Genomic DNA, 19,648 nt, shown 5'->3' with positions numbered 1-19,648 from the left:
AAATAAAACAAAGTTTTCGGCAGCGCAGAAAACCAATAAAAATTAGGCCAACTCAACCCAGCTCGCCCCTGCTTCCCCTGAAAACTTAACTTTACCTTCATTAACAAGCTCGGTTACTGCATTTGAAACTACACTTCTGTCCTCTGCCAAAGCCCTCGCAATCGTCTGGATATCAGCCCTTCTGTTCTCCTTCAAGTAGTTGACAATCCTCAGCTTCAGAATTTCTTTGGGACTCATTTGAATGCAGACGTACGTATCCCCAGACGGAGTACTTTCATATTTTACCATCCCTTCCGCCTGAAGCTGCTTTATAACCTCCGTTACCTCCTTTACGTCCTTTCCAAGCTCCTTCGCTAATTTATAAATCACAGGCTTCTGCTCTCCTTCCTTACAAAATTTTTCCAGCAACGCCAAAACTTCATCCTTCATATTCACCACCATAAATTGTAAGCTTTAATACACTTGAACCTATCTCAGTTTTGAAAACATAGAAAAATGCGATGATTTCAGTGTTAAACATAAACTTTATTTCCTCTCTTTCAATAAAACCGCTATGATTCTGATAAGAAACGCCAAGCTTCTCACGCCAAAAGGGGTTGTTGAGAAAGACCTGTTAATTGAAAACGGTAAAATAGCCTCGATCGGTGGTGAGAAGGATAAAAGTGATGTCGTGATTGATGGCAGCAGAAAGGCTGTGATTCCTGGCTTCTTCAACACCCACACACATGCTGCTATGACTTTGTTCAGAAGCTATGCAGATGATATGGTTCTGCATGAATGGCTTGAGAAGAAAATCTGGCCGCTCGAGGCGAAGCTTGATGCTGATGCTGTTTACTGGGGGACCAAGCTTGCCTGCGTGGAGATGTTGAAGAGCGGGACTGTTTTCTTCAACGACATGTACTTTTTCCCTGAGGCAATCGCAAAGGCTGTTGAAGAGTGCGGGATTAGAGCGTGCATCTCTGCAGCGTTCTTTGACTTCTTTAATCCCGACCTGCTTGAGGAGAATTTAAAGAATGCCGTGAAAACATTGAAAGACATTGAGAAGTACGACGTTTTGAGGGCGATTGGCCCGCATGCAGTCTATACCGTCAGCCTTGATGGATTAAAAAGGGCTGCTGAAATAGCAGAGGAGATGGACATCTTTATCCACTTCCATCTGGCGGAGACGGAAAAAGAGGTGCTGGACTTCAAAAAGCAGCACGGAAAGCTGATTGTTCAGGCGTTGGACGAGATTGGGTTTTTGAGCAAAATGCTAATAGCAGCTCACAGCGTGTGGCTTGAGGATGCTGAGATAGAGCTTCTGGCGAAGAGGGGGGTTAGCGTTTCCCACTGCCCGGTTAGCAACATGAAATTAAGTGTTGGTAAGGCTATTAACTACGAAAAAATGAAGCAGGAAGGTGTTAACTTCACAATTGGAACCGATGGGGCTGCTAGTAATAACAACCTCGACATGCTTGAAGAGATGAAGTTCGCTGCACTGCTGCAGAAATTCTACTACAACAACCCCACTCTGATGAGTGCTGAGGAGTCTTTTGAGGCTGCGACGGTTAATGGAGCGAGGGCTTTCGGGATAAAGTCCGGGTTGATTGAGGAAGGATACGAGGCTAATGTCGTGCTTGTCGACCTGACGAAACCATTCATGCAGCCAGAGCACAGCTTAGTGGCAAATCTCGTTTATGCAGCTTCATCTGGCTGTGTGGACACGGTGATAGTCAGGGGAGAGGTTGTTGTGGAGAATGGCGTGATGGTCAGAGAGGATGAAGATGAAATAATGGAAAAGGCGGGTAAAGTTGCAGAAAAGCTCAAAGGTTCAGAAGAACAGTCCAGCTGATGTACCAGCTTGAGAAGGTCAGGAAAGCTATTCCGGCCCAGTCCTTGCCTTCAAGCTCCACCCCCATTTTTGGAAGAATGAATTTTTGAACGTAGATGAGGAATACCAGAATTATTATGCCGAACGCATCTCTCTGCCTGAACTCACCTGTAGCGAGGAAAGACAAAACTCCTGCGATAATACCGCAGATTATCGGTGTCAGGGTTTTCTTCATCTCCCTTGCTAAGTTGTACTCCTTTTCTTTCTTTATAGGTTCTGGTTTTTTCTCCTGGGGTTTTTTCTTGCTCTCTCTATCCTTTTTCGCCATACTTCTCACCTGAATGAGGGTCTGAGGGATAGCAGCCTTGGTAGTGGGAGTGGCATAAATGGTTTGCCCTCACACTCAGCCTTTATTCTTGCAGCAAGTTCCTCAACACCCATTTCCACCCTCTTCTGCTCCTTCTGCGTTGATTCGGCCCTAACAGTGACCGCAAGCTTTCCGCTCTCAACCTCCTTCTCCCCCACCACTGCTATGTAAGGAATCCATTCCGTCTGAGCATCCCTCACCTTCTTGCCAAGCGTTTCGTTTCTGTCGTCGACATCAACCCTAATCCCCTTTCCGGTAATCTCATCAGCGATTTTGATTGCCGCATCAACGAACTTCTCGCTCACGGGAATAATCCTGACCTGAGTTGGGCTGAGCCAGACGGGGAGCATTGGCAGTTTTCCTTCATCAAGCATGTATTTGGCCTTCTCAAGCAGCGCGTACATTACTCTCTCAACTGCACCGCTGACGGAGCAGTGCAGAATGTAGGGGTGCTTCTCGCTTCCGTCAGAATCAACATAGGTAATCCCGTACCTCTCAGCGTTCTCAACGTCTATCTGCACAGTTGAAAGGGCAGAGGCTTTGTCAAGAGCATCGACAAAGTTGAACTCAAACTTGAGGACGAAGTAGAAAAAGCGGTGATCCCACATCTCGATGAGGATTGGCTTTTTCAGCACATCAACGAGGCTGTGCACGAAGTCCTTATTTTCCTCGTAGAAATCTTTCGTCACTCTCACAGCAACCTCGTAGTCAGCAGGCTCCAAACCAATTTCCTTCAGAACCTCCACGGAAAGCCTGTACTGGTTGAAGAACTCCTCCTTCGCCTGCTCCATGTTCTTCGCTACAGTATGCATATCGGGCATCGTGAATGCCCTCAGCCTCCTCAAACCCACAAGTTCTCCTCTCTGCTCCTTCCTGAAGGAGTAGCGAGTCAGCTCGTAAATTTTGAGGGGAAGGTTTCGGTAGGTTATCGTCGAGTTTGAGAGCATCAAAAACTGGCCGAAGCATGCGGCAAATCTCAGAAAGAACTCTCTCTTATCTCCCTTTATTATGTACTGCCTCGCTGGAAAGCGTTCTAGATACCTTCTAAGCGTTGGGTGGTTCCTGTCGTACATTATCGGCGTCTCAACCTCCATTGCTCCGTAGTCAATGCACTTTCTCGTTATGAACTGCTCAAGGAGCGTCTTGATCAGCCTGCCTTTAGGGTAATATCTGATGTGGCCGGAATCGCTTGCTGGCTCGTAATCAGCAATTTCAAGCCTCCTCATGTATTCAACATGGGGAGGGACTGCATCCACAGCTCTTCTCTTAGCTATCTCGTAGTTCACGAACTTTCTGAGCTTTTCATAGCCGGTAAAGTCGAACTTTTCAACCTCAACCAGTTCTTTTTCCGGAGTGAGGATGTACCAGTAGCTTACAACCTTCTCCTCCTCATCCTTCAGCGCTTGGGTAACTTCAGCCTCCGCCTCACCACCAATCTCCCTCGAAAGCTCGCTAAGCGGATGACCTTTGCACGAAATCTTGAAGGCTTTATACCATCCAAAAGGTGAGCGGTAAACCTCAAAATCCGACAGCTCAGCTTCAAGCTTCTTCAAAAGGTTAACCGCAGTATCAGCATCGGCCAGATTTGAGGAGAGGTGGGCGTAGGGGTAGATCATTATCCTCTCAGCATTGACCTTCTCGGCAACCTCTCTGATTGCCTCGGCAGCTTTTTTAACAACATCCTCATTATCTCCCTTCTCGACAGATGTGAAGGCGACAAGAACTTCCTCAACCCTTTCCCCCTTTCCATCAAAAGGTTCGGCAAGCTTGGTCTTCTTCTTGACCTCATATTCCATGTAATCAGCGTGGATGAGCAGAAGTTTCATGGTTCAGGCATCATGGGGAGAAAAATAAAGTTTTCTGAAAGCCTTGCACAGATTTTTCGATAAGCCCAAAAGAAAAAATTTTTATATTCTCTAAAGAAACGGAGACCGAAGGTGATAGGAATGATATGGTTGCAAGCTCTGGTCTATTTCTCGTTTACGGTATTCGTACTTGTGGTACTGGCAAAAGTGGTAAAGTACGCAACGATGCCAATACACCTGAGGTGGGAGCTTTATCCAGTGCCGCATGAAAAAGGCAGGGCGGAGCACGGTGGCAGCTATTTTGAAGAGGCAGATTGGTGGAAAAAGCCGAGAGAGACCACACTTATAGGAGAACTCAAGGACATGCTCATGGAAATGCTGTTCATAAAGAGGGTTTTTGAATACAAGAGGCCCTTGTGGTGGTTCACGTATCCCTTCCATACAGGGATATACCTCATACTTGTATGGTTTGCCCTCGTTTTCATCGGTGCTCTGTTTGAAATTGCAGGATTTCCGATTTCTACTGCATTAGTCCAGCAGCTCGGATTTCTCTCATGGCTTCCTCCGTTGATATACTACCTCACATGGATAGTCGGTGTTCTGGCAATGGCTCTGATGCTAATCTTCGGCCTCGGTCTGCTCTTCAGAAGGCTGGCTGATGAGGGAATGAGGAGCTACAGCTCACCGATTGACTACTTCAACCTGCTCTTCATCATAGCCGTTGTTGCTACCGGAGTTGCAGCTTGGCAGTATGACAGCGACTTTGCCGTTGCAAGGTCTTTCATGAAATCACTGATAACGTTCTCACCGCTTCCATCCGTAAGCGGTGCCACAGTACTCCACGTAGTCCTGCTGTCGCTCCTCTTCCTCTACCTGCCCTTCACGAAGATGACGCACTTCTTTGGGAAGTATTTCACCTACCACAAGGTGCTGTGGGAGGATGAGCCGAATCTGAGGGGAAGCGAGATTGAGAGCGAGATTAAGAAAGTGCTGAACTATAGAATTAGCTGGAGTGCGCCACACATGAAACCGGGGATGACATGGGCGGATGAAGTGCTGAAAGTCAGCCCGAACGAGATAGGTGTCTGGAAAAAAGAGGAGGAAAAGTGAGGTGGTATGAATGGCTAAGGAGAAGGTGAGAATTGAGGATATTTCAAAACCCGTAGAACAGCTTGTGAAGCTTACGCTTGACGATCTCATGCCTCTCCCACCACCCTACGATAAGCCTGGAGAGGAGCCTGAACTTACCGAACCCAGCCCCGACTGGAGGGACAGGTATGTAACCGATTTGGACGGCTACATAGCAATCGACCTGCCGTGGAAGCCCAAGACGAAGGAGGAGGAAGAGGAACTCGTTAAAAAATTCCTCAGCGGGTTGCAGAAGCTCCTGGACAAGGAGAATAACTGGACTTTCCTGCAGCCCTTGATGCTAAGCATCGAGTACTGTGCACGCTGCCAGACATGCAGCGATGCCTGTCCGATTTACATTTCATCCGGCAGGAAGGAAATCTACCGCCCCACCTACAGGGCAGAGGTGCTGAGAAGGATAATCAAGAAGTATCTATCTCCTGGTGGAAAGATTAAAGCAAAGTTCACGGGGGATATAGAGCTGAACGCGAAGACCGTTATAAGACTGGCTGAAGATGCTTACAGATGCACGCTCTGCAGGAGATGCACTCAAACCTGCCCGATCGGTGTGGATAATGGCCTTATAAGCCACGAAATAAGAAAACTCTTCAGTCAGGAGATGGGAATAGCTCCAAAAGCTTTGCACGAGCTGGGAACTGTACAGCATCTCCAGAAAGGGTCATCTACAGGTTTAACGCCTGAAGGCTTCAAAGATATTATCGAGTTCATTGAGGACGACATCGAGGAGAAGCTGGGGAGAAGGATAAAGATACCTGTTGATGAGAAAGGAGCAGAAATTCTGCTAATCCACAATGCCGGAGAGTATCTGAGCTGGCCCGAAAATCCAGCAGCATTTGCCATCCTCTTCGAGGAGGCTGGAATAAGCTGGACGCTGAGCAGTGAGCAGGTTGCATATGATGCTGTCAACTACGGAGTATGGTATGATGATGTGCAACTCGCAAGAGTTGCAACGAAGCATGCTGAAATCGCTGCTAAACTTGAGGTTGAAAAGATAGTCGTTGGAGAGTGCGGCCATGCCCACAAGGCAATATCAGTTGTAGCGGACAGAGTCTTGGCTGACGAGTACAACATACCAAGGGAGAGTTGCATGCCGATACTCTGGGACATTGTCAGAAAGAAGAAGATAAACTTCGATCCAGAGAAGAACAACTTCCCAGTGACTCTGCACGATCCGTGTAACATGGTGAGGCTGATGGGCGTCGTCGAACCCCAGAGAAAGATTCTGCACGAACTTGCGCCGCAGTTCAGGGAGATGACACCAAACGGAGTTTACAACTACTGCTGTGGAGGAGGTAGCGGTTTTGCAATAATGCAGTCCATGAACTTCCCGGAGTGGAGGAATGCGGTTGCGGCAAGAATGAAGTTCAAGCAAATACTTGAAGCTTTCCAGGACTGCATATCTCCAGATATCAACAAATATGTCTGTGCACCATGCAGCAACTGTAAGGGAGCAATCAGAGACATGCTGGACTACTACAACGCTCCCGAAAAGTGCAGCATTTACTACGGTGGCTTAGTAGAGCTGATGGTCAACGCAATGGTGGATCTGGAAGAACCGTTCATAGAGTGGGAATTCCACTAATTCTTTTTTCTGTAGTATTTTATTCCTCCGTATTCAATTTCTTCAAGCCCGTCGAGAAGGTCTTGGATATCCAGATCAAGCTTTTTGAGATATTCTTTAAGAACATCTTCCCGCAATGGATGAACTGAAGCTATTGCGAGCACATCTTCTTTGCTGTTTATACCAAAATCCCCACTCTCAGCTTCAACCAGGAGATCAACCTTTACAAATCTACCAAGGATCTTTGCAGCTTCAGCGATAAACTCCCAGTTTGGCGCCTTAACTCTCTCTGCTGGTGGTCGAGTTGGTACGGAAAGATAGGCAACGTGTGGATCAATCCTTTCGAGGAATTCTGCAACTCTCTCAACGCTTTCCAGAGTTGTAAGGCTATCTATCAACATCGTTTCCGTGATGATTACACCTTCATATTCCTCAGCAAGCTTCTCCATTCCCTTCAGAATCTCATCCAGCTTCAGCGAGGGGTGGGGTCTGTTGACGCGTTTCCACAGCTTGGCATCAACAGCATCCACCTTCAGCGAGACGAGATCTGCATTGGCCAGATCTGCTCTAACATCTTCGCGGAAAAGCAGAGATGAGTTTGTAATCACCGCAACCCTTCCAAGCCCTTTTAGCAGCTCAATCTCACTGCCAAGGTTTATGTCGAGAGTTGGTTCTCCATCAGGCACAAAGGTAATGTAGTCCACCTCACCGGCTTCTTCCAGCTTTCTCCTGACTTCCTCAAAGATGAGCTGGCAATCGGAGAACTTTCTTCTCTCTACTGTAAGTTTGTCAGTTCTGCCAAGCTGACAGTAGACGCATGAGTAGCTGCAGTACTTGAATGGTATGTTGTTCACTCCAAGGCTTCTTCCAAGTCTTCTTGACGGAACGGGACCAAAGACATGCACTGCATTTATTTTAGCTGCTAAGGTTAAAAAAGTCTATTGAATTTGAATAAATAGCTGAATAGCACATTATGAGGTTATCAGACTTGCCCTTACTGACAGGTGGAGAATACAAGTGCGAGGAGATTCCAAAAGGAGCCGAACTTACAGACCCAATTTCACTTGGAACCTACAACAGGCCTTCACCGTGGGGAGAGGTAGCACTCGTAAAAGAGCTTGGGGACTTCTATTGTGTCGTTATTTCACTCATGTACTTTGAAGAAACAAGCCTCTTAAAAATTCAGGAATGATGATGAAAAACTTTTTAAGGTTAAATTTCATTAGAAGTATGGAGTTCAAATACAAAATCGGGTTTCCGAGCCTATACTACCCCAGAATCTCTCTGGCGGATAGAATTGACCACGCGGCAGAAAAGTGGGGTGAGAAGACTGCCATAATTTCTGCAGAGCCACGGTTTCCCTCGGAGTTTCCTGAAAAAATGAATTTTGTTGAGATTGCCGATACCACAAAAAGACTCGCATCGGGCTTTGCCAGGAAGGGTGTGAAGAAGGGGGAGCATGTGGCGGTCTGCGTTCCCAACTCTATTGACTATGTGATGTCTGTATATGCCCTCTGGAGGGTGGCAGCGACTCCCGTGCCCGTAAATCCCATGTACAAGCCCTTTGAACTTGAACATTTGCTGAACGACAGTGAAACAACGACATAATTGTTCACAAAATGCTATACGACAACTTCAAGCAGGTTCTGAACAGGATGAGGGTTGAGAGAGTTTTTGTTGTTGCTGGGGAGGAAAACAATCTCTCGGAGGTCATGGGATTCTGGCAGTGAGGAGTTTGAGAACGTGAAGGTAAATCCGGAAGATGATGTAGCACTTTTGCCATATACAGGCGGGACTACGGGGATGCCGAAAGGTGTGATGCTCACGCACTATAATCTGACGGCAAACGCTCTGCAGCTTGCTGTTGCCACCGGTTTATCACATATGGACACCATTGTCGGCTCCATGCCGATGTTCCACTCTGGAGAATTCGGGCTTGTGAATCTGATGGCCACAGTTGGAAATGAGTACGTTGTGATGGGCATGTTCAATCCCGAACTCATGGCTGAGAACATTGAGAGGTACAAAGGAACCTTTTCCTGGGCAGTTCCGCCAGCTCTCAACGTGCTTTTAACACGAGTGAAAACAGCAGCAAAACCTACGACTGGCGCTATCTTAAGGCATTTGCTACAGGAGCCTGGCCAGTAGCTCCCGCATTGGTGGAAAGGCTATTGAAGGTCGCTGCGGAGAAGTGCAATAATCCGAGGCTGAAGCATAATCAAATTTGGGGTATGACGGAAGCAAGTCCGATGACGACGACAAACCCCGCGCTTAGGTTGGATAAAAGCACGACACAGGGCATTCCAATGTCCGATGTGGAACTCAAAATAATTTCACTCGAAGACGGCAGAGAGCTGGGGATTGGCGAGAGTGGAGAGATAGTGATAAGAGGACCGAACGTGTTCAAGGGATACTGGAAGAGAGAGAAGGAGAATCAGGAATGCTGGTGGTACGATGGCAAGGGAAGAAAGTTTTTCAGAACCGGAGACATAGGCTACATTAACGAGGAGGGCTTTCTGCATTTCCAAGACAGGGTCAAGGAGGTTATCAAGTACAAGGGATACACAATAGCCCCATTCGAACTCGAATCTCTGCTGATGAAGCACGAGGCTGTGATGGATGTTGCAGTAATTGGCAAACCGGATGAGGAAGCTGGTGAGATTCCGAAAGCTTACATAGTTCTCAAACCGGAATACAAGGGCAAGATTACGGAAGAGGAGATAATAGAGTGGATGAGAGAGAGGATATCGGGCTACAAGAGAGTAAGAGAAGTGAAGTTCGTCGAAAAATTGCCGAGAACACCTGCAGGAAAGCTTCTCAGAAGGTTGTTGAGGGGGAAGGAGCTGGAGAGATCTAAAAAATAAACGAACCACTAGATTAGGGATGATACAGAACACCGTAAACAGCAATTTTAATAGCAACAGTATTTCCACATAAAACAGATACAAACCAAAACCTAAAAATATTCTTCTGCTAACAAATCTTAAGGTGGTAGGTATTAGCTGGCAGATACTTTTCGCTATTGTGGGAGTCATAGCAGGATTCGTTTTAACCGACAAAATTCTGGACAGAAAAGGATACCGCAGTAGGGAGATTTTGAGGCGTATGGAGCTCGAAGAGCTTTGCAGCCATCTCAAGTCGAAGTACCTCGTTAATGTTGCTGCAATTACCGGAGACAAAAAAATTGTTAATGGTGTGGATGACTACGAGCTTGATGAAATCAGAACTTTGATGAGGAGTATGGGTAATGACGAAATCCTGCTTGTTTCTGGAAGTGACTATAAATATGCCATGGCGAGGAAAGGTGTATTCATTTTTATTAAGGGGAAGTTTGTTTCCTTAGAAGATTTTTCCAAAGTGTGGAAGCTGGTTAAGACAAGCATTTTGGGGGTGGAAGGTTGATTTTACTTGTTTTAGCCATTATTTCTGCCACAACGGCCTTTCAGGGTGATATTGTCAACATCACGCTGGATGAGCCAGCCCACGTAACGCTGGATGACTGCATGTACTTTCTTGAGACCCTTGAAAACTCCTCGTATCTTTCTGCAGGAACGCATTCAATAAAAATTACTCACTCCTGCTTGGGGAGCTACCAAATTGAAGTGAAAACGAACAGAACAGAGTATTCAATTCCATTGACAGTCGAAAAGGATCCCAATCCAGAAGAGAACGTTGTGGAGTTGGAAAGCAGGTTGCTGCAGCTCAGCAAGCAGATCGAAGGGCTGAGAGGTGAGGTTGATTACTACAAGAAACTTTTTGAGGTTTTGAACAACATGAATGTTGAGCTCTACGACAGGATTCAGAACTACGCTCAGGAAAATGAGAGATTAAAGAAAGAGCTGGAAAAGTACAAAACGATGGCCTCCAACTGCACCAAAGTCGTTAAAGAGCTTGAAGGAAAAGTAGAAGACCTTAACGCCACCCTTACTCGACTTGAAGCAGAAAACAGTGACCTGAAGTTGCAAATCGAGGATCTAATGTCCAAGCTCTCAACAGCAAGGACAAGCTCAGAAACCTTTCAAACTCTCTTTTTCGTAACGCTGTCCTTTTTAGTCGGATCAGCCTTTGCACTGATGAGGAGGTGAAAATGGAGATCTTCGTCCTTGGCTGTGCGGGAAGCGGTAAAAGTACCTTCGTGAAGAATTTCTCGGAATATCTGGAGGAAAAAGGATACAGAGTTGACTGTGTGAACCTCGATCCTGCCAGTGAGCCCATTTACAGGACATCCAAGGACATAAGGGAGTTTGTCAAAACAGAACACGTTATGGATGAATACAGATTAGGGATTAATGGCGCACTCATCAAGTCTGTAGAGATTGCAGCAAATTATGCAAATAAGCTGAAGTGCAGTGGCGAATTTGTTTTATACGACACTCCAGGCCAGTTAGAGCTTTTCATTTACAGTCTGGCAGGCAGAAAGTTTGTCGAAGAGCTCTCTTCAACCTTCTCAATGTCAATTTTTCTGGTAGACTCCACACTCATCACAGATCCTGAGAGCCTTCTTTCAGCAGTTATGCAGAATGCAGTGGTATCTCTGAGGCTGAATCTGCCCTCTTTAACCGTATTTACAAAAACTGATGTTTCTGAGATTGACGTTACCTCATTGCTCAATGAGCTAAGGATGAAGGAAGGTGTGCTTGCAGAACTGATGGAGAAGGTTGTGGACTTCATCGAAGTAACATCTATTCCATACAGGTTAATTAAGATTTCAAATCTTAAAAAAACAGGGTATGATAATCTTTTTTCAGCAGTCAATGAGCTTTTCTGCTCTTGTGGAGATATAAGCTGATGGTTACTCTTCAGGAATTTCTATCTTTCCCTCTTCGATCTCTCTGGTGACTTCTTTCGGACTCTTGCCCTCAACCGTAACGCCCATGGAGTTGCATGTTCCAAGAACCTCTTTGACTACTTCCCTTAGAGTGTATGAGAGTGATTGCTGCTTTTTCGTTCTTGCAATCTCTATGACCTGCTCCATTGTCAGATTTCCCACGATTTCTCTCGTCGGTTGTGAAGAGCCCTTCTCAATTCCTAGTGCCCTCTTCACCAAAGCTGAGACCGGTGGAACTCCTACTTCGATTTCAAAACTTCTGTCATCCTTGACAATTATCTTGACCGGTACACTCAGCCCTTCGAAATCCTTCGTAGCCTCGTTTATTTTGTCAACCACCTGCTTTACGTTAAGTCCAAGGGGACCAATAGCCGGGCCTAAGGGTGGACCCGGAGAAGCCTGACCTCCCGGAACCAGTACTTCAACCACCTGTACCATATTTACACCTCCTCTTTTTTGTCTATAACTCTAACGTGATCGGCTTTCACCGTCACGGGGATGGGCACTACAGCCTCAAGAAGCTCTACCGTTATTTCATTCTTTGCCTCATCAACTCTTTTGACGATGGCCATCTCACCCTTAAACGGTCCTGACACTATCTCAACCTTGTCACCCTCTCTGATCTGCTCCGCAGCCTTCTTAGGAGTCAGGAAGTGCTCAATCTCGCTGAAACTAATTTCTCCTTTAACGACACCTTTCACGTGTGGCAAGCCTCTTATTGCCTTCAAAAGGTCGTCAGGTGTTTCAGCCTCCACGATAATGTATCCTTTGAGCTCCTTGGGGGCGAGAATGGAGTACACGTTGAGATTGTGTTTTCTGGCAGCCATGTCCATCAGATTTGCCACAACCCTTTCCTGGTTGGCTGTAGTCTTAACAGCAAAAAACCTGCTCATTTCAGGGCACCCGGCAGTATTTCCATTAAGATGTAGATGGCGAACCCGATAAAGCCGACTATAAACATTACGGCGAGGGCTACCTTTGCTGTCATCGAGAATTCTTCCCAGTCGGGCTTCCTCGCCATCTTCAAGACGTTGTAGTATTCCTTGAGCTTCGACTGTACTTCGCTGAACTGCATGCAATTAATGTCCGCAACCTGTTTTTAAAGCTTTATCTTACAAAGTCAATCCCGTACTTTCTCGTGACAGGATACCCCTTCCTCCCCAGAATCTGGGGGCTCTTAACTCCTGTTACGATAATCAGAGTTCTCATGGTGTTCTCAAGTTCTGGGTCAATCATGGCTCCCCAAATAATCCTTGCATCGGGATCGACCTTGCTGTAGATTTCCTCAATTACGCTCTCAGCCTCTTCGATCGTCATGTCTGGACCGCCAGTGACGTTGACGAGTGCTGCCTTTGCCCCTGACACGTCAACATCCAGGAGCGGACTCTTCAAAGCCTTTCTGACAGACTCTGCTGCCTTGTCTTCTCCACTTGCCTCTCCAAGACCGATCATCGCAACTCCGCCCTTCTCCATCACCGTTCTGACGTCAGCAAAGTCGAGGTTGATCAATGCCGGCTTTGTGATTAGCTCCGTTATTCCCTTCACGGCTCTCATCAGTATCTCGTCTGCAACCTTAAATGCGAGCTGCATCGGGTAGTTAGGCACAACTTCTAGCAGCCTGTCGTTTGGAATGACGATAACCGTGTCCGCAACCTCTCTCAACCTCTCCAGCCCGGCTTCAGCGTTTGCCCTTCTTACAGCTCCTTCAGCGGAGAACGGGAAGGTTACAACCGCTATTGTTAGCGCTCCAGCCTCCTGGGCAGCTTCAGCAACAACTGGAGCCGCTCCGGTTCCCGTTCCACCACCAAGGCCGCAGGTCACAAAAACCATGTCTGAACCTTCTACGAGCTTTTTGATTTCATCCTCACTCTCTCTCGCTGCCTCCTCGCCGACTTGGGGTAGGCTTCCTGCACCCAATCCTCTCGTCCTTCTCTTTCCTATCAAAATTCTCCTGTTAGCCTTGGTGTAATAAAGGTGCTGAACATCAGTATTGAGGGCTATAAGCTCAGCACCCTCGATTCCCTCCTCGTACATCCTCGTAATCGTGTTACAACCGCCTCCACCAACGCCTATGACCTTGATTACAGTCTTTAGCTCATGCAGTACCTGCAGTATTTCATCCTCCACGTCTTCAAAACCCTTACCTTCTATTCTCTCTCTCTTCTCCCTCTCAGCCCTTGCAAGAGCCTCCTCAACAATAGATTTCATGAACATCCCCCATTACTTTTTCAATTATCCATGCAAGATAGTATATAAATCCTTTGTTCGCTTTGGCCCTTTCCTGTGCTTCGGATGGAAGAGAAATTCTTATAATTTTTTCCGATGCTGTTTAAAAGATGGTGGAAAAGATCGCAGAAGGAGTTTACAGAATAGAAGTACCTCTCGTGGGAAGTCCTCTCAAGTATACAAATTCATACGTTATTGTTGACGACGGTGAAGCTCTGCTTATTGACACAGGATTTAACCGGGATTTGTGCTATAAAACCATAAGGGATGCGTTAGATGAGCTGAAAGTAAAAGAGTTGAGAGTTTTCTGCACGCACTTGCATGCTGACCACATGGGACTCGCTGCCAAACTGGCAGATGAGGTCCTGATGGGGAAAATTGAATCAAAAATAGTCCAGGAGGTGATGACCACTGATGATTACTGGGGTGATTTGCTGAACTTCTACATCAGAAATGGGTTTCCTTCAGAAGAGGCAAAGAAAATGCTCTCTCTTCATCCGGGTAGAAACTTCTATGTTAAAGAGGGTGTTGAGTTTGCTGCAGTTGGAAAATACGTGAAGGTGGGGAGTATAAGGCTCAAAGCCATTGAGACTCCTGGCCATTCTCCCGGACACACCTGCCTCTACGACGAAGTAAGGCAGTTGTTTTTCTCCGGTGATCACGTTCTGATAGACATAACTCCAAACATTACATGGTGGCCCTTCCTTGAGGATTCGCTTTCGAGCTACCTTCAAAGTCTTGAAAAGGTTGAAAATTTGAAGGTTAGGCTCGTTCTTCCTGGGCACAGGCGAAGATGGAGCGACTTGAAGGGTAGAGTTGAGGAGATAAAAAGACATCACTCAAAGAGGTTGCAGGAAGCGTTGTTGGCACTGGACAGGCCAAAAAATGCCTGGGAGGTAGCTCCAAGTATAACATGGGACTTAGTTTACAGCAACTGGGAAGAGATACACCTCATTCAGAAGTGGTTTGCCGTTGGAGAGACAATTGCCCACCTTGAGCACCTCTACAACAAAGGACTTGTTGACAAGAAAGAGGAAAAAGGAGTGATAAAGTACTTCAGAGTTTCCTGAGCTCAGCTTTTCCTCTCTCAATATCCACGATTGCAAACCTGCCCCACATAACCGGACCGGGGTTTACAACAAGGCAGGGGGAGCTTACCACACCATGACTTTCGTGGATATGACCACAAAGGATTACGTCGAAGTCACTCATCCTTTTCCTTATCGCATCGCAGCCTGCATGAACTCCTGAGTACGTTCTGTCAAGAATGCCCTTTGGTGGACAGTGGGAGAGAAGGATGTTGAAATCTCCCATTGTGAAACTGTCCATTATTCTAAGTATCTCCTCTTCAGTGTACTCAGAGGGAGTGTTGAATGGCGTAAAGCTCGAACCACCCACGCCATGGATTGAGTATCCCTCAAATTCAACACTTCTTCCGTGAATAAACTTTAGAACTTCATAATTCTCGTAGAGGATGACTTCGTGATCGCAGTTTCCATGGACGGCAAAGCAGAGGTCAGTGTGGTCAGATACTATCTTGTCAACCACCCTGGCGTCTTTTGGCCGGAATTGTGTCAGGTCACCAGCGATTAAAACAACATCGTACTCTGCCGAAATCAAAATTTTTTCAAGCTCATCTATCGAGGAGTGAATGTCTGAGAGGATCAGGAATTTCATATAACATATATCTCTCCATTCTTCGGGCCGTATGCCTCAACCCCTATGTTTTCTTTAATCCACTCTGCAAATGCTTCAGTTTCCTCTCCATGGATTGTGAATACAACCTCTGCTCCTCTGTCAACAACTTTCTTGACGTATTCCTTCAACTGCCTGTCGTCTGCATGTGCTGAAAAGTCGTACTGCTCGACACCCATCTTCAGCTTCACAGTCCTCGTTCCCAAGTTAAGCATGCCCGTCCTTAAAGCCATATCTCCATTTGTCCCCTCGACCTGATATCCGGTGAGAAGTATCTTTGACTTTTCGTCGTTGTAAAGTCTTGAGATGTAGAACATCGCAGGCCCACCGTTGAGCATTCCGGCGGTTGTCACAACTGCTGAAGGCTCTTCCAGAACCTTTTCTCTCTGCCTCCACTCGACCGGGATCGCATTTCTAATCGCTCTTTTTAGCTCTTTAGGACTTCTGATGAAATCTGGATGCCTCTGGATAACCTGTGCAACCTCCTTACCCATTCCATCTACATAAGGTGTTATGCCATACCTTTCGAGTATCATCAAAACTTCCTGAGTTCTGCCTACAGCAAATGCAGGGATGATTGCATGGCCCCCCATGTCAAGAGTGTCAATTACGCTCTCGACAAAGCTTCTTTCGAGCTCCTTTCTGTCAGGATGCTCGGTGCCGAAGTAAGTACTCTCAACAATAAGGATATCTGTCTCGGGGTAATCTGTGTTGGCACCTTCAAGCAGTCTTGTTTTCTCTAACCTGATGTCTCCTGAGTAGAGAATGTTCATGTCCCCTCGCAAATGCACACTGGCGCTTCCCGGAATGTGTCCTGCGTTAAAAAATTCAACCTCGTAATCTCCAACCGTGATCGGATCCTCATACTCAACTTCTCTGATGTTGCTTTCAAACTGTCTGAGCTCTCTCTTGGTAAACGGAGGTGGATGCATAATTTTCATTGAATCTCTCAGAAGTATCATTGAAAGCTCATGAGATGGGGGTGTCAAGATGACCTCAGGGTCGTAGTACATGAGGTTAGGTGCAACTCCGATATGGTCCAGATGACCATGGGAAAGTATTAAGGCCTTAGGAGATACACCATTTAACGGGAATTCGGGAGGATCAGAAGGTTTTACACCGTAATCGATTACAATACCGTCTATCATTACCGCTGACCTTCCCACTTCTCTGCATCCTCCAAGAAAGTTAATTGTAGTCATACTTATTGACTTCTTAACTCTGCAATAAATACGTTTCGCCCAAATAATTCATTTTTGAGTTTGATAAATCATTCAAGACGCTTAATATCGCAGCTTCCCGTATAGTTTTCCTCAAATATTCCTTTCAGTCTTCCTGAACAGACAGGACAGTCAATATTTTTGGGTATGTTGATCGTGAAAAAGTCCATCTCGGCAAGGTCTCCTCTAACCAGCTTTCCAGAAAGCGGTTTTCCACTTCCGGTAATTATCTTTATTACTTCAGCTGCTTGCAGACATCCAAAAGCGCCGGCAGTTGCTCCTACTATGGCTCTTCCACTCTCCTCTGGAGATGCTGGAAGGTAGCACCGGTAGCAAGGTTTACCAAAGAAAGCTCCCACTTCCCCCTCCCAGGCGTAAACGGCTGCATGGACGAAAGGTTTTCTTAGAAGCATGCAGGCATCGTTCAGCATATATCTTACCCTGAAGCTATCGGGGCAGCCCACAACAACGTCGTAAGGTTTTATTGTGTCAAGAACGTTTTTTGGAGTTAAAGAAAAAGGGTAAATGTCAACTTCAACATCCGGATTGAGTTTTTTTACAAATTCAGCCGCAGACTCAGCCTTGTTTTTTCCAATGTTTCCGGCGTGTATTATCTGTCTTTGGAGATTTGATTCTTCAACTGAGTCTGCATCAACTATCCCGATCCTGCCCACGCCAGCCGCTGCGAGGTAGGCGATGACTGGACTGCCAAGCCCACCCGCACCCACTACGAGAACACTTGCCTCACGTAGCCTCTTCTGCCCCCCTTCCCCGAAAACCATGATTTGCCTGCTGTATCTCTCAGATGTCAAGATTCCGTACCTCCTTAGAGTGGGCCATTATGAAGTTCCTCCTGCTCTCCACATCCTCACCCATAAGAATGCTGAACAGCTCATCTGCCTTTTTGGCATCTTCGAGGGTGACCTGTATCAGGATTCTGTTTTCCGGATTCATCGTGGTCTCCCAGAGTTGATGTGGGTCCATTTCTCCTAAACCCTTGTATCTCTGCACCTCTCCGTTTCCAACCTGCTCCAGTGTCCTCTTTAGCTCATCATCAGAGTAGGCGTAGTAGCTCTTTTTCCCCTTCTTTATCTGGTAGAGCGGAGGCTGGGCTATGTAGAGGTACCCGCTCTCTATCAGCGGCCTCATGTATCTGTAGAAGAACGTGAGCAGCAAAGTCCTGATGTGCGCCCCATCAACATCAGCATCGGTCATTATTATGATTCTGCGGTACCTCGCCTTTGTTATGTCAAAATCTTTGCCTATTCCAGCCCCTATTGCAGATATTATCGCCTTTATCTCGTCATTTTTAAGCACTCTCGCCATTCCTGCCTTTTCAACATTTATGATTTTGCCCTTTATCGGAAGGATTGCCTGAAATCTCCTGTCTCTCGCCTGTTTGGCAGAACCTCCTGCGGAATCACCCTCAACAATGAAAAGCTCTCTCTCCTCAGGGTTCTTTGATGAGCAGTCGGCAAGCTTCCCCGGCAAAGTTGTAATCAGCTCGTTTTTTCTCTTTACGAGTTCTTTAGCCCTTTTTGCTGCCTCTCTTGCTTTTTTGTTCAGAATGAATTTGTTGAGTAGGATTTCTGCAAAATTGGGGTTGTCTTCGAACCATTTTAACACTCCCGAATAAACAGCTGACTCAACCACAGTTCTGACATCGCTGTTTGTGAGCTTCGTTTTCGTCTGCCCCTCAAACTGAGGCTCAGGGACTTTGATGCTTATCACTGCCGTAAGCCCTTCCCTTATGTCTGCTCCTGTTACTGGCTCAAACTTCTTCAGATGCTTTTTGCCGTACTCATTTACAGCCCTCGTAAGTCCGGCCCTGAACCCTACTACGTGAGAACCGCCCTCAGAGGTGTTTATGTTGTTTGCAAACGCCTGAATATTTTCAATGTCAGAATTCACAAATTGAATAGCCACTTCAACACTTACTCCATTTTTTATGGTTTCTATGTATATGGGGTCGTGAAGAGGCTTTCGATTTTTGTTTAGGCTCTTTACCAGACCAACTATTCCGTCCTCAAAGTGGAAGACTTCTTCCTTACCCTCTCTTTCATCCACCAGTATGATCTTCAATCCCCGGTTGAGGTAAGCAAGCTCCTTCAAACGCTGGCTAACAATTTCATACTTGAACTCCGTCGTCTCGAATATCTCTCTGTCTGGTTTAAATCTCACTTTTGTACCATGTTCCTTTGTTTCTCCTACAACTTTAAGCTCTGTTACGGGCTTTCCACGCTGGTACTTCTGATAGTAAATTTTTCCGTTTCTCTTAACCCACACTTCCAGCCACTCTGATAACGCGTTAACAACTGAAACGCCAACACCGTGCAAACCACCAGAAACGCGATAAACCTTCTTAGAGAACTTCCCTCCAGCGTGGAGCTTTGTCATTACAATTTCTAGCGCAGACTTGCCCAGTTCATGCATCTCGGTGGGAATCCCTCTTCCGTTATCCTCTACAGACGCTGAACCATCTTTGTGAAGACTCACTTTTATTGTATCGCAGTACCCTGCAAGGGCTTCATCAACAGCATTGTCAACTACCTCCCACAATAGGTGATGCAGTCCACGAACTCCCACACCTCCAACGTACATTCCAGGTCTTTTTCTGACAGCTTCCAGGTCATCAAGAACTTCAATATCCTTTGCCGAATACTCAACAGCCGTTTGATCGGGACTCACAACTTTTTTACGACTTCTTTGTTAATAAGCACTTTGTTTTTCAATACCTAAAAAATTATTATTTTAAAAACATTTATAAAATAAAAAATTTCCATATTTTAAAACTATTTTATTTAACTTTATTGAACAAGTATTTCAAAAATTACTCGATATATTCAAAAATTAAAAAATAAAAATTTTAAGTATATTAATTTTTTAAAATAGATTAAAAACTTCAAAATTATTTATTACATGAAAATTGTAACAGAATATTATACAAATCGTGATAGATTCAACAACTTGGGCTATTTTTCTAGTTA

At 45.9% G+C, this 19,648-nt stretch carries 22 protein-coding genes and 1 pseudogene; 11 read left to right on the top strand and 12 right to left on the bottom strand.

Annotated elements, in window-relative coordinates:
* Nucleotides 1-42: 42 nt before the first annotated feature.
* Nucleotides 43-429 (bottom strand): hypothetical protein, encoded by a 387-nt coding sequence (locus H0Z19_RS00395; RefSeq protein ID WP_290722731.1) that lies wholly within the window; start codon nt 427-429, stop codon nt 43-45.
* 124 nt (nt 430-553) lie between these two features.
* Here H0Z19_RS00395 and H0Z19_RS00390 point away from each other — a divergent pair, with 124 nt between their 5' ends.
* Entirely contained in the window at nt 554-1,831 is a 1,278-nt protein-coding gene (locus H0Z19_RS00390; protein ID WP_290722729.1) for an amidohydrolase, read from the top strand.
* Here the strand turns inward: H0Z19_RS00390 and H0Z19_RS00385 are convergent.
* Complete coding sequence (locus H0Z19_RS00385) at nt 1,803-2,138, bottom strand: hypothetical protein (RefSeq protein WP_290722728.1); 336 nt, start codon at nt 2,136-2,138, stop codon at nt 1,803-1,805. The genes H0Z19_RS00390 and H0Z19_RS00385 overlap by 29 nt on opposite strands.
* 5 nt (nt 2,139-2,143) lie before the next feature.
* The gene (locus tag H0Z19_RS00380; protein WP_290722726.1) at nt 2,144-4,003 is read right to left on the bottom strand and encodes a threonine--tRNA ligase; all 1,860 of its coding nucleotides are present in this window, start codon (nt 4,001-4,003) and stop codon (nt 2,144-2,146) included.
* A gap of 120 nt (nt 4,004-4,123) precedes the next feature.
* Between H0Z19_RS00380 and H0Z19_RS00375 the strand changes: the two genes are divergently transcribed.
* Nucleotides 4,124-5,092 (top strand): respiratory nitrate reductase subunit gamma, encoded by a 969-nt coding sequence (locus tag H0Z19_RS00375; RefSeq protein ID WP_290722724.1) that lies wholly within the window; start codon nt 4,124-4,126, stop codon nt 5,090-5,092.
* Nucleotides 5,093-5,102: 10 nt separating this feature from the next.
* The gene (locus H0Z19_RS00370) at nt 5,103-6,713 is read left to right on the top strand and encodes a (Fe-S)-binding protein (RefSeq protein WP_290722722.1); all 1,611 of its coding nucleotides are present in this window, start codon (nt 5,103-5,105) and stop codon (nt 6,711-6,713) included.
* On the opposite strand, the gene H0Z19_RS00365 is transcribed toward H0Z19_RS00370, so the two are convergent.
* Nucleotides 6,710-7,597: a radical SAM protein gene (locus H0Z19_RS00365; protein WP_290722720.1), complete on the bottom strand. Its 888-nt coding sequence runs from the start codon at nt 7,595-7,597 to the stop codon at nt 6,710-6,712. The genes H0Z19_RS00370 and H0Z19_RS00365 overlap by 4 nt on opposite strands.
* Before the next feature lie 83 nt (nt 7,598-7,680).
* On the opposite strand from H0Z19_RS00365, the gene H0Z19_RS00360 reads away from it, so the two are divergent.
* From H0Z19_RS00360 to H0Z19_RS00330, 7 genes and pseudogenes are all read left to right on the top strand, one after another.
* The gene (locus H0Z19_RS00360) at nt 7,681-7,884 is read left to right on the top strand and encodes a hypothetical protein (protein ID WP_290722719.1); all 204 of its coding nucleotides are present in this window, start codon (nt 7,681-7,683) and stop codon (nt 7,882-7,884) included.
* A 38-nt stretch (nt 7,885-7,922) separates the two neighbouring features.
* Nucleotides 7,923-8,300, top strand: a complete 378-nt coding sequence (locus H0Z19_RS00355; protein WP_290722718.1) for an AMP-binding protein — start codon at nt 7,923-7,925, stop codon at nt 8,298-8,300.
* Between the two features lie 135 nt (nt 8,301-8,435).
* Nucleotides 8,436-9,049, top strand: a pseudogene (locus tag H0Z19_RS00350) (AMP-binding protein); the annotation flags it as partial.
* Nucleotides 9,050-9,073: 24 nt separating this feature from the next.
* Nucleotides 9,074-9,556 carry a hypothetical protein gene (locus H0Z19_RS00345; protein ID WP_365892134.1) on the top strand — a complete coding sequence of 161 codons (483 nt, stop codon included), beginning with the start codon at nt 9,074-9,076 and terminating at the stop codon, nt 9,554-9,556.
* A gap of 124 nt (nt 9,557-9,680) precedes the next feature.
* On the top strand, nt 9,681-10,094 hold the full coding sequence (locus H0Z19_RS00340) for a hypothetical protein (protein WP_290722714.1): 414 nt from the start codon (nt 9,681-9,683) through the stop codon (nt 10,092-10,094).
* Entirely contained in the window at nt 10,091-10,777 is a 687-nt protein-coding gene (locus H0Z19_RS00335) for a hypothetical protein (protein WP_290722712.1), read from the top strand. Before H0Z19_RS00340 ends, H0Z19_RS00335 begins: the two co-directional genes overlap by 4 nt.
* Nucleotides 10,778-10,779: 2 nt before the next feature.
* Entirely contained in the window at nt 10,780-11,481 is a 702-nt protein-coding gene (locus H0Z19_RS00330; RefSeq protein WP_290722710.1) for an ATP/GTP-binding protein, read from the top strand.
* Between the two features lie 3 nt (nt 11,482-11,484).
* Here H0Z19_RS00330 and H0Z19_RS00325 read toward each other — a convergent pair whose 3' ends face one another.
* Genes H0Z19_RS00325 through ftsZ form a run of 4 tightly spaced genes read right to left on the bottom strand, consistent with a single transcriptional unit; the run spans nt 11,485 to nt 13,728 of the window.
* On the bottom strand, nt 11,485-11,958 hold the full coding sequence (locus H0Z19_RS00325; protein ID WP_290722708.1) for a 50S ribosomal protein L11: 474 nt from the start codon (nt 11,956-11,958) through the stop codon (nt 11,485-11,487).
* Nucleotides 11,959-11,960: 2 nt separating this feature from the next.
* Nucleotides 11,961-12,413 (bottom strand): transcription elongation factor Spt5, encoded by a 453-nt coding sequence (locus H0Z19_RS00320; protein WP_290722706.1) that lies wholly within the window; start codon nt 12,411-12,413, stop codon nt 11,961-11,963.
* The gene (locus tag H0Z19_RS00315) at nt 12,410-12,595 is read right to left on the bottom strand and encodes a protein translocase SEC61 complex subunit gamma (RefSeq protein ID WP_290722704.1); all 186 of its coding nucleotides are present in this window, start codon (nt 12,593-12,595) and stop codon (nt 12,410-12,412) included. Before H0Z19_RS00315 ends, H0Z19_RS00320 begins: the two co-directional genes overlap by 4 nt.
* 32 nt (nt 12,596-12,627) lie before the next feature.
* On the bottom strand, nt 12,628-13,728 hold the full coding sequence (ftsZ, locus tag H0Z19_RS00310; protein ID WP_290722702.1) for a cell division protein FtsZ: 1,101 nt from the start codon (nt 13,726-13,728) through the stop codon (nt 12,628-12,630).
* Between the two features lie 128 nt (nt 13,729-13,856).
* On the opposite strand from ftsZ, the gene H0Z19_RS00305 reads away from it, so the two are divergent.
* On the top strand, nt 13,857-14,816 hold the full coding sequence (locus tag H0Z19_RS00305; RefSeq protein ID WP_290722701.1) for an MBL fold metallo-hydrolase: 960 nt from the start codon (nt 13,857-13,859) through the stop codon (nt 14,814-14,816).
* Here the strand turns inward: H0Z19_RS00305 and H0Z19_RS00300 are convergent.
* From H0Z19_RS00300 to gyrB, 4 genes are all read right to left on the bottom strand, one after another.
* Complete coding sequence (locus H0Z19_RS00300; protein ID WP_290722698.1) at nt 14,803-15,423, bottom strand: metallophosphoesterase; 621 nt, start codon at nt 15,421-15,423, stop codon at nt 14,803-14,805. The genes H0Z19_RS00305 and H0Z19_RS00300 overlap by 14 nt on opposite strands.
* Nucleotides 15,420-16,643, bottom strand: coding sequence for an MBL fold metallo-hydrolase (locus H0Z19_RS00295; protein ID WP_290722696.1), 1,224 nt, complete (start codon nt 16,641-16,643; stop codon nt 15,420-15,422). Before H0Z19_RS00295 ends, H0Z19_RS00300 begins: the two co-directional genes overlap by 4 nt.
* A 68-nt stretch (nt 16,644-16,711) precedes the next feature.
* Nucleotides 16,712-17,473 carry a HesA/MoeB/ThiF family protein gene (locus H0Z19_RS00290; protein ID WP_290722695.1) on the bottom strand — a complete coding sequence of 254 codons (762 nt, stop codon included), beginning with the start codon at nt 17,471-17,473 and terminating at the stop codon, nt 16,712-16,714.
* Entirely contained in the window at nt 17,463-19,349 is a 1,887-nt protein-coding gene (gyrB, locus tag H0Z19_RS00285; RefSeq protein ID WP_290722694.1) for a DNA topoisomerase (ATP-hydrolyzing) subunit B, read from the bottom strand. The genes H0Z19_RS00290 and gyrB overlap by 11 nt, the downstream gene beginning before the upstream one ends.
* Nucleotides 19,350-19,648 lie beyond the last annotated feature (299 nt).

This window comes from Archaeoglobus sp. (assembly GCF_017656475.1).
GTDB lineage: Archaea > Halobacteriota > Archaeoglobi > Archaeoglobales > Archaeoglobaceae > Archaeoglobus.
Note: the sequence above shows the minus strand (reverse complement) of the source record. Positions and strands in the feature narration are given on the sequence as shown.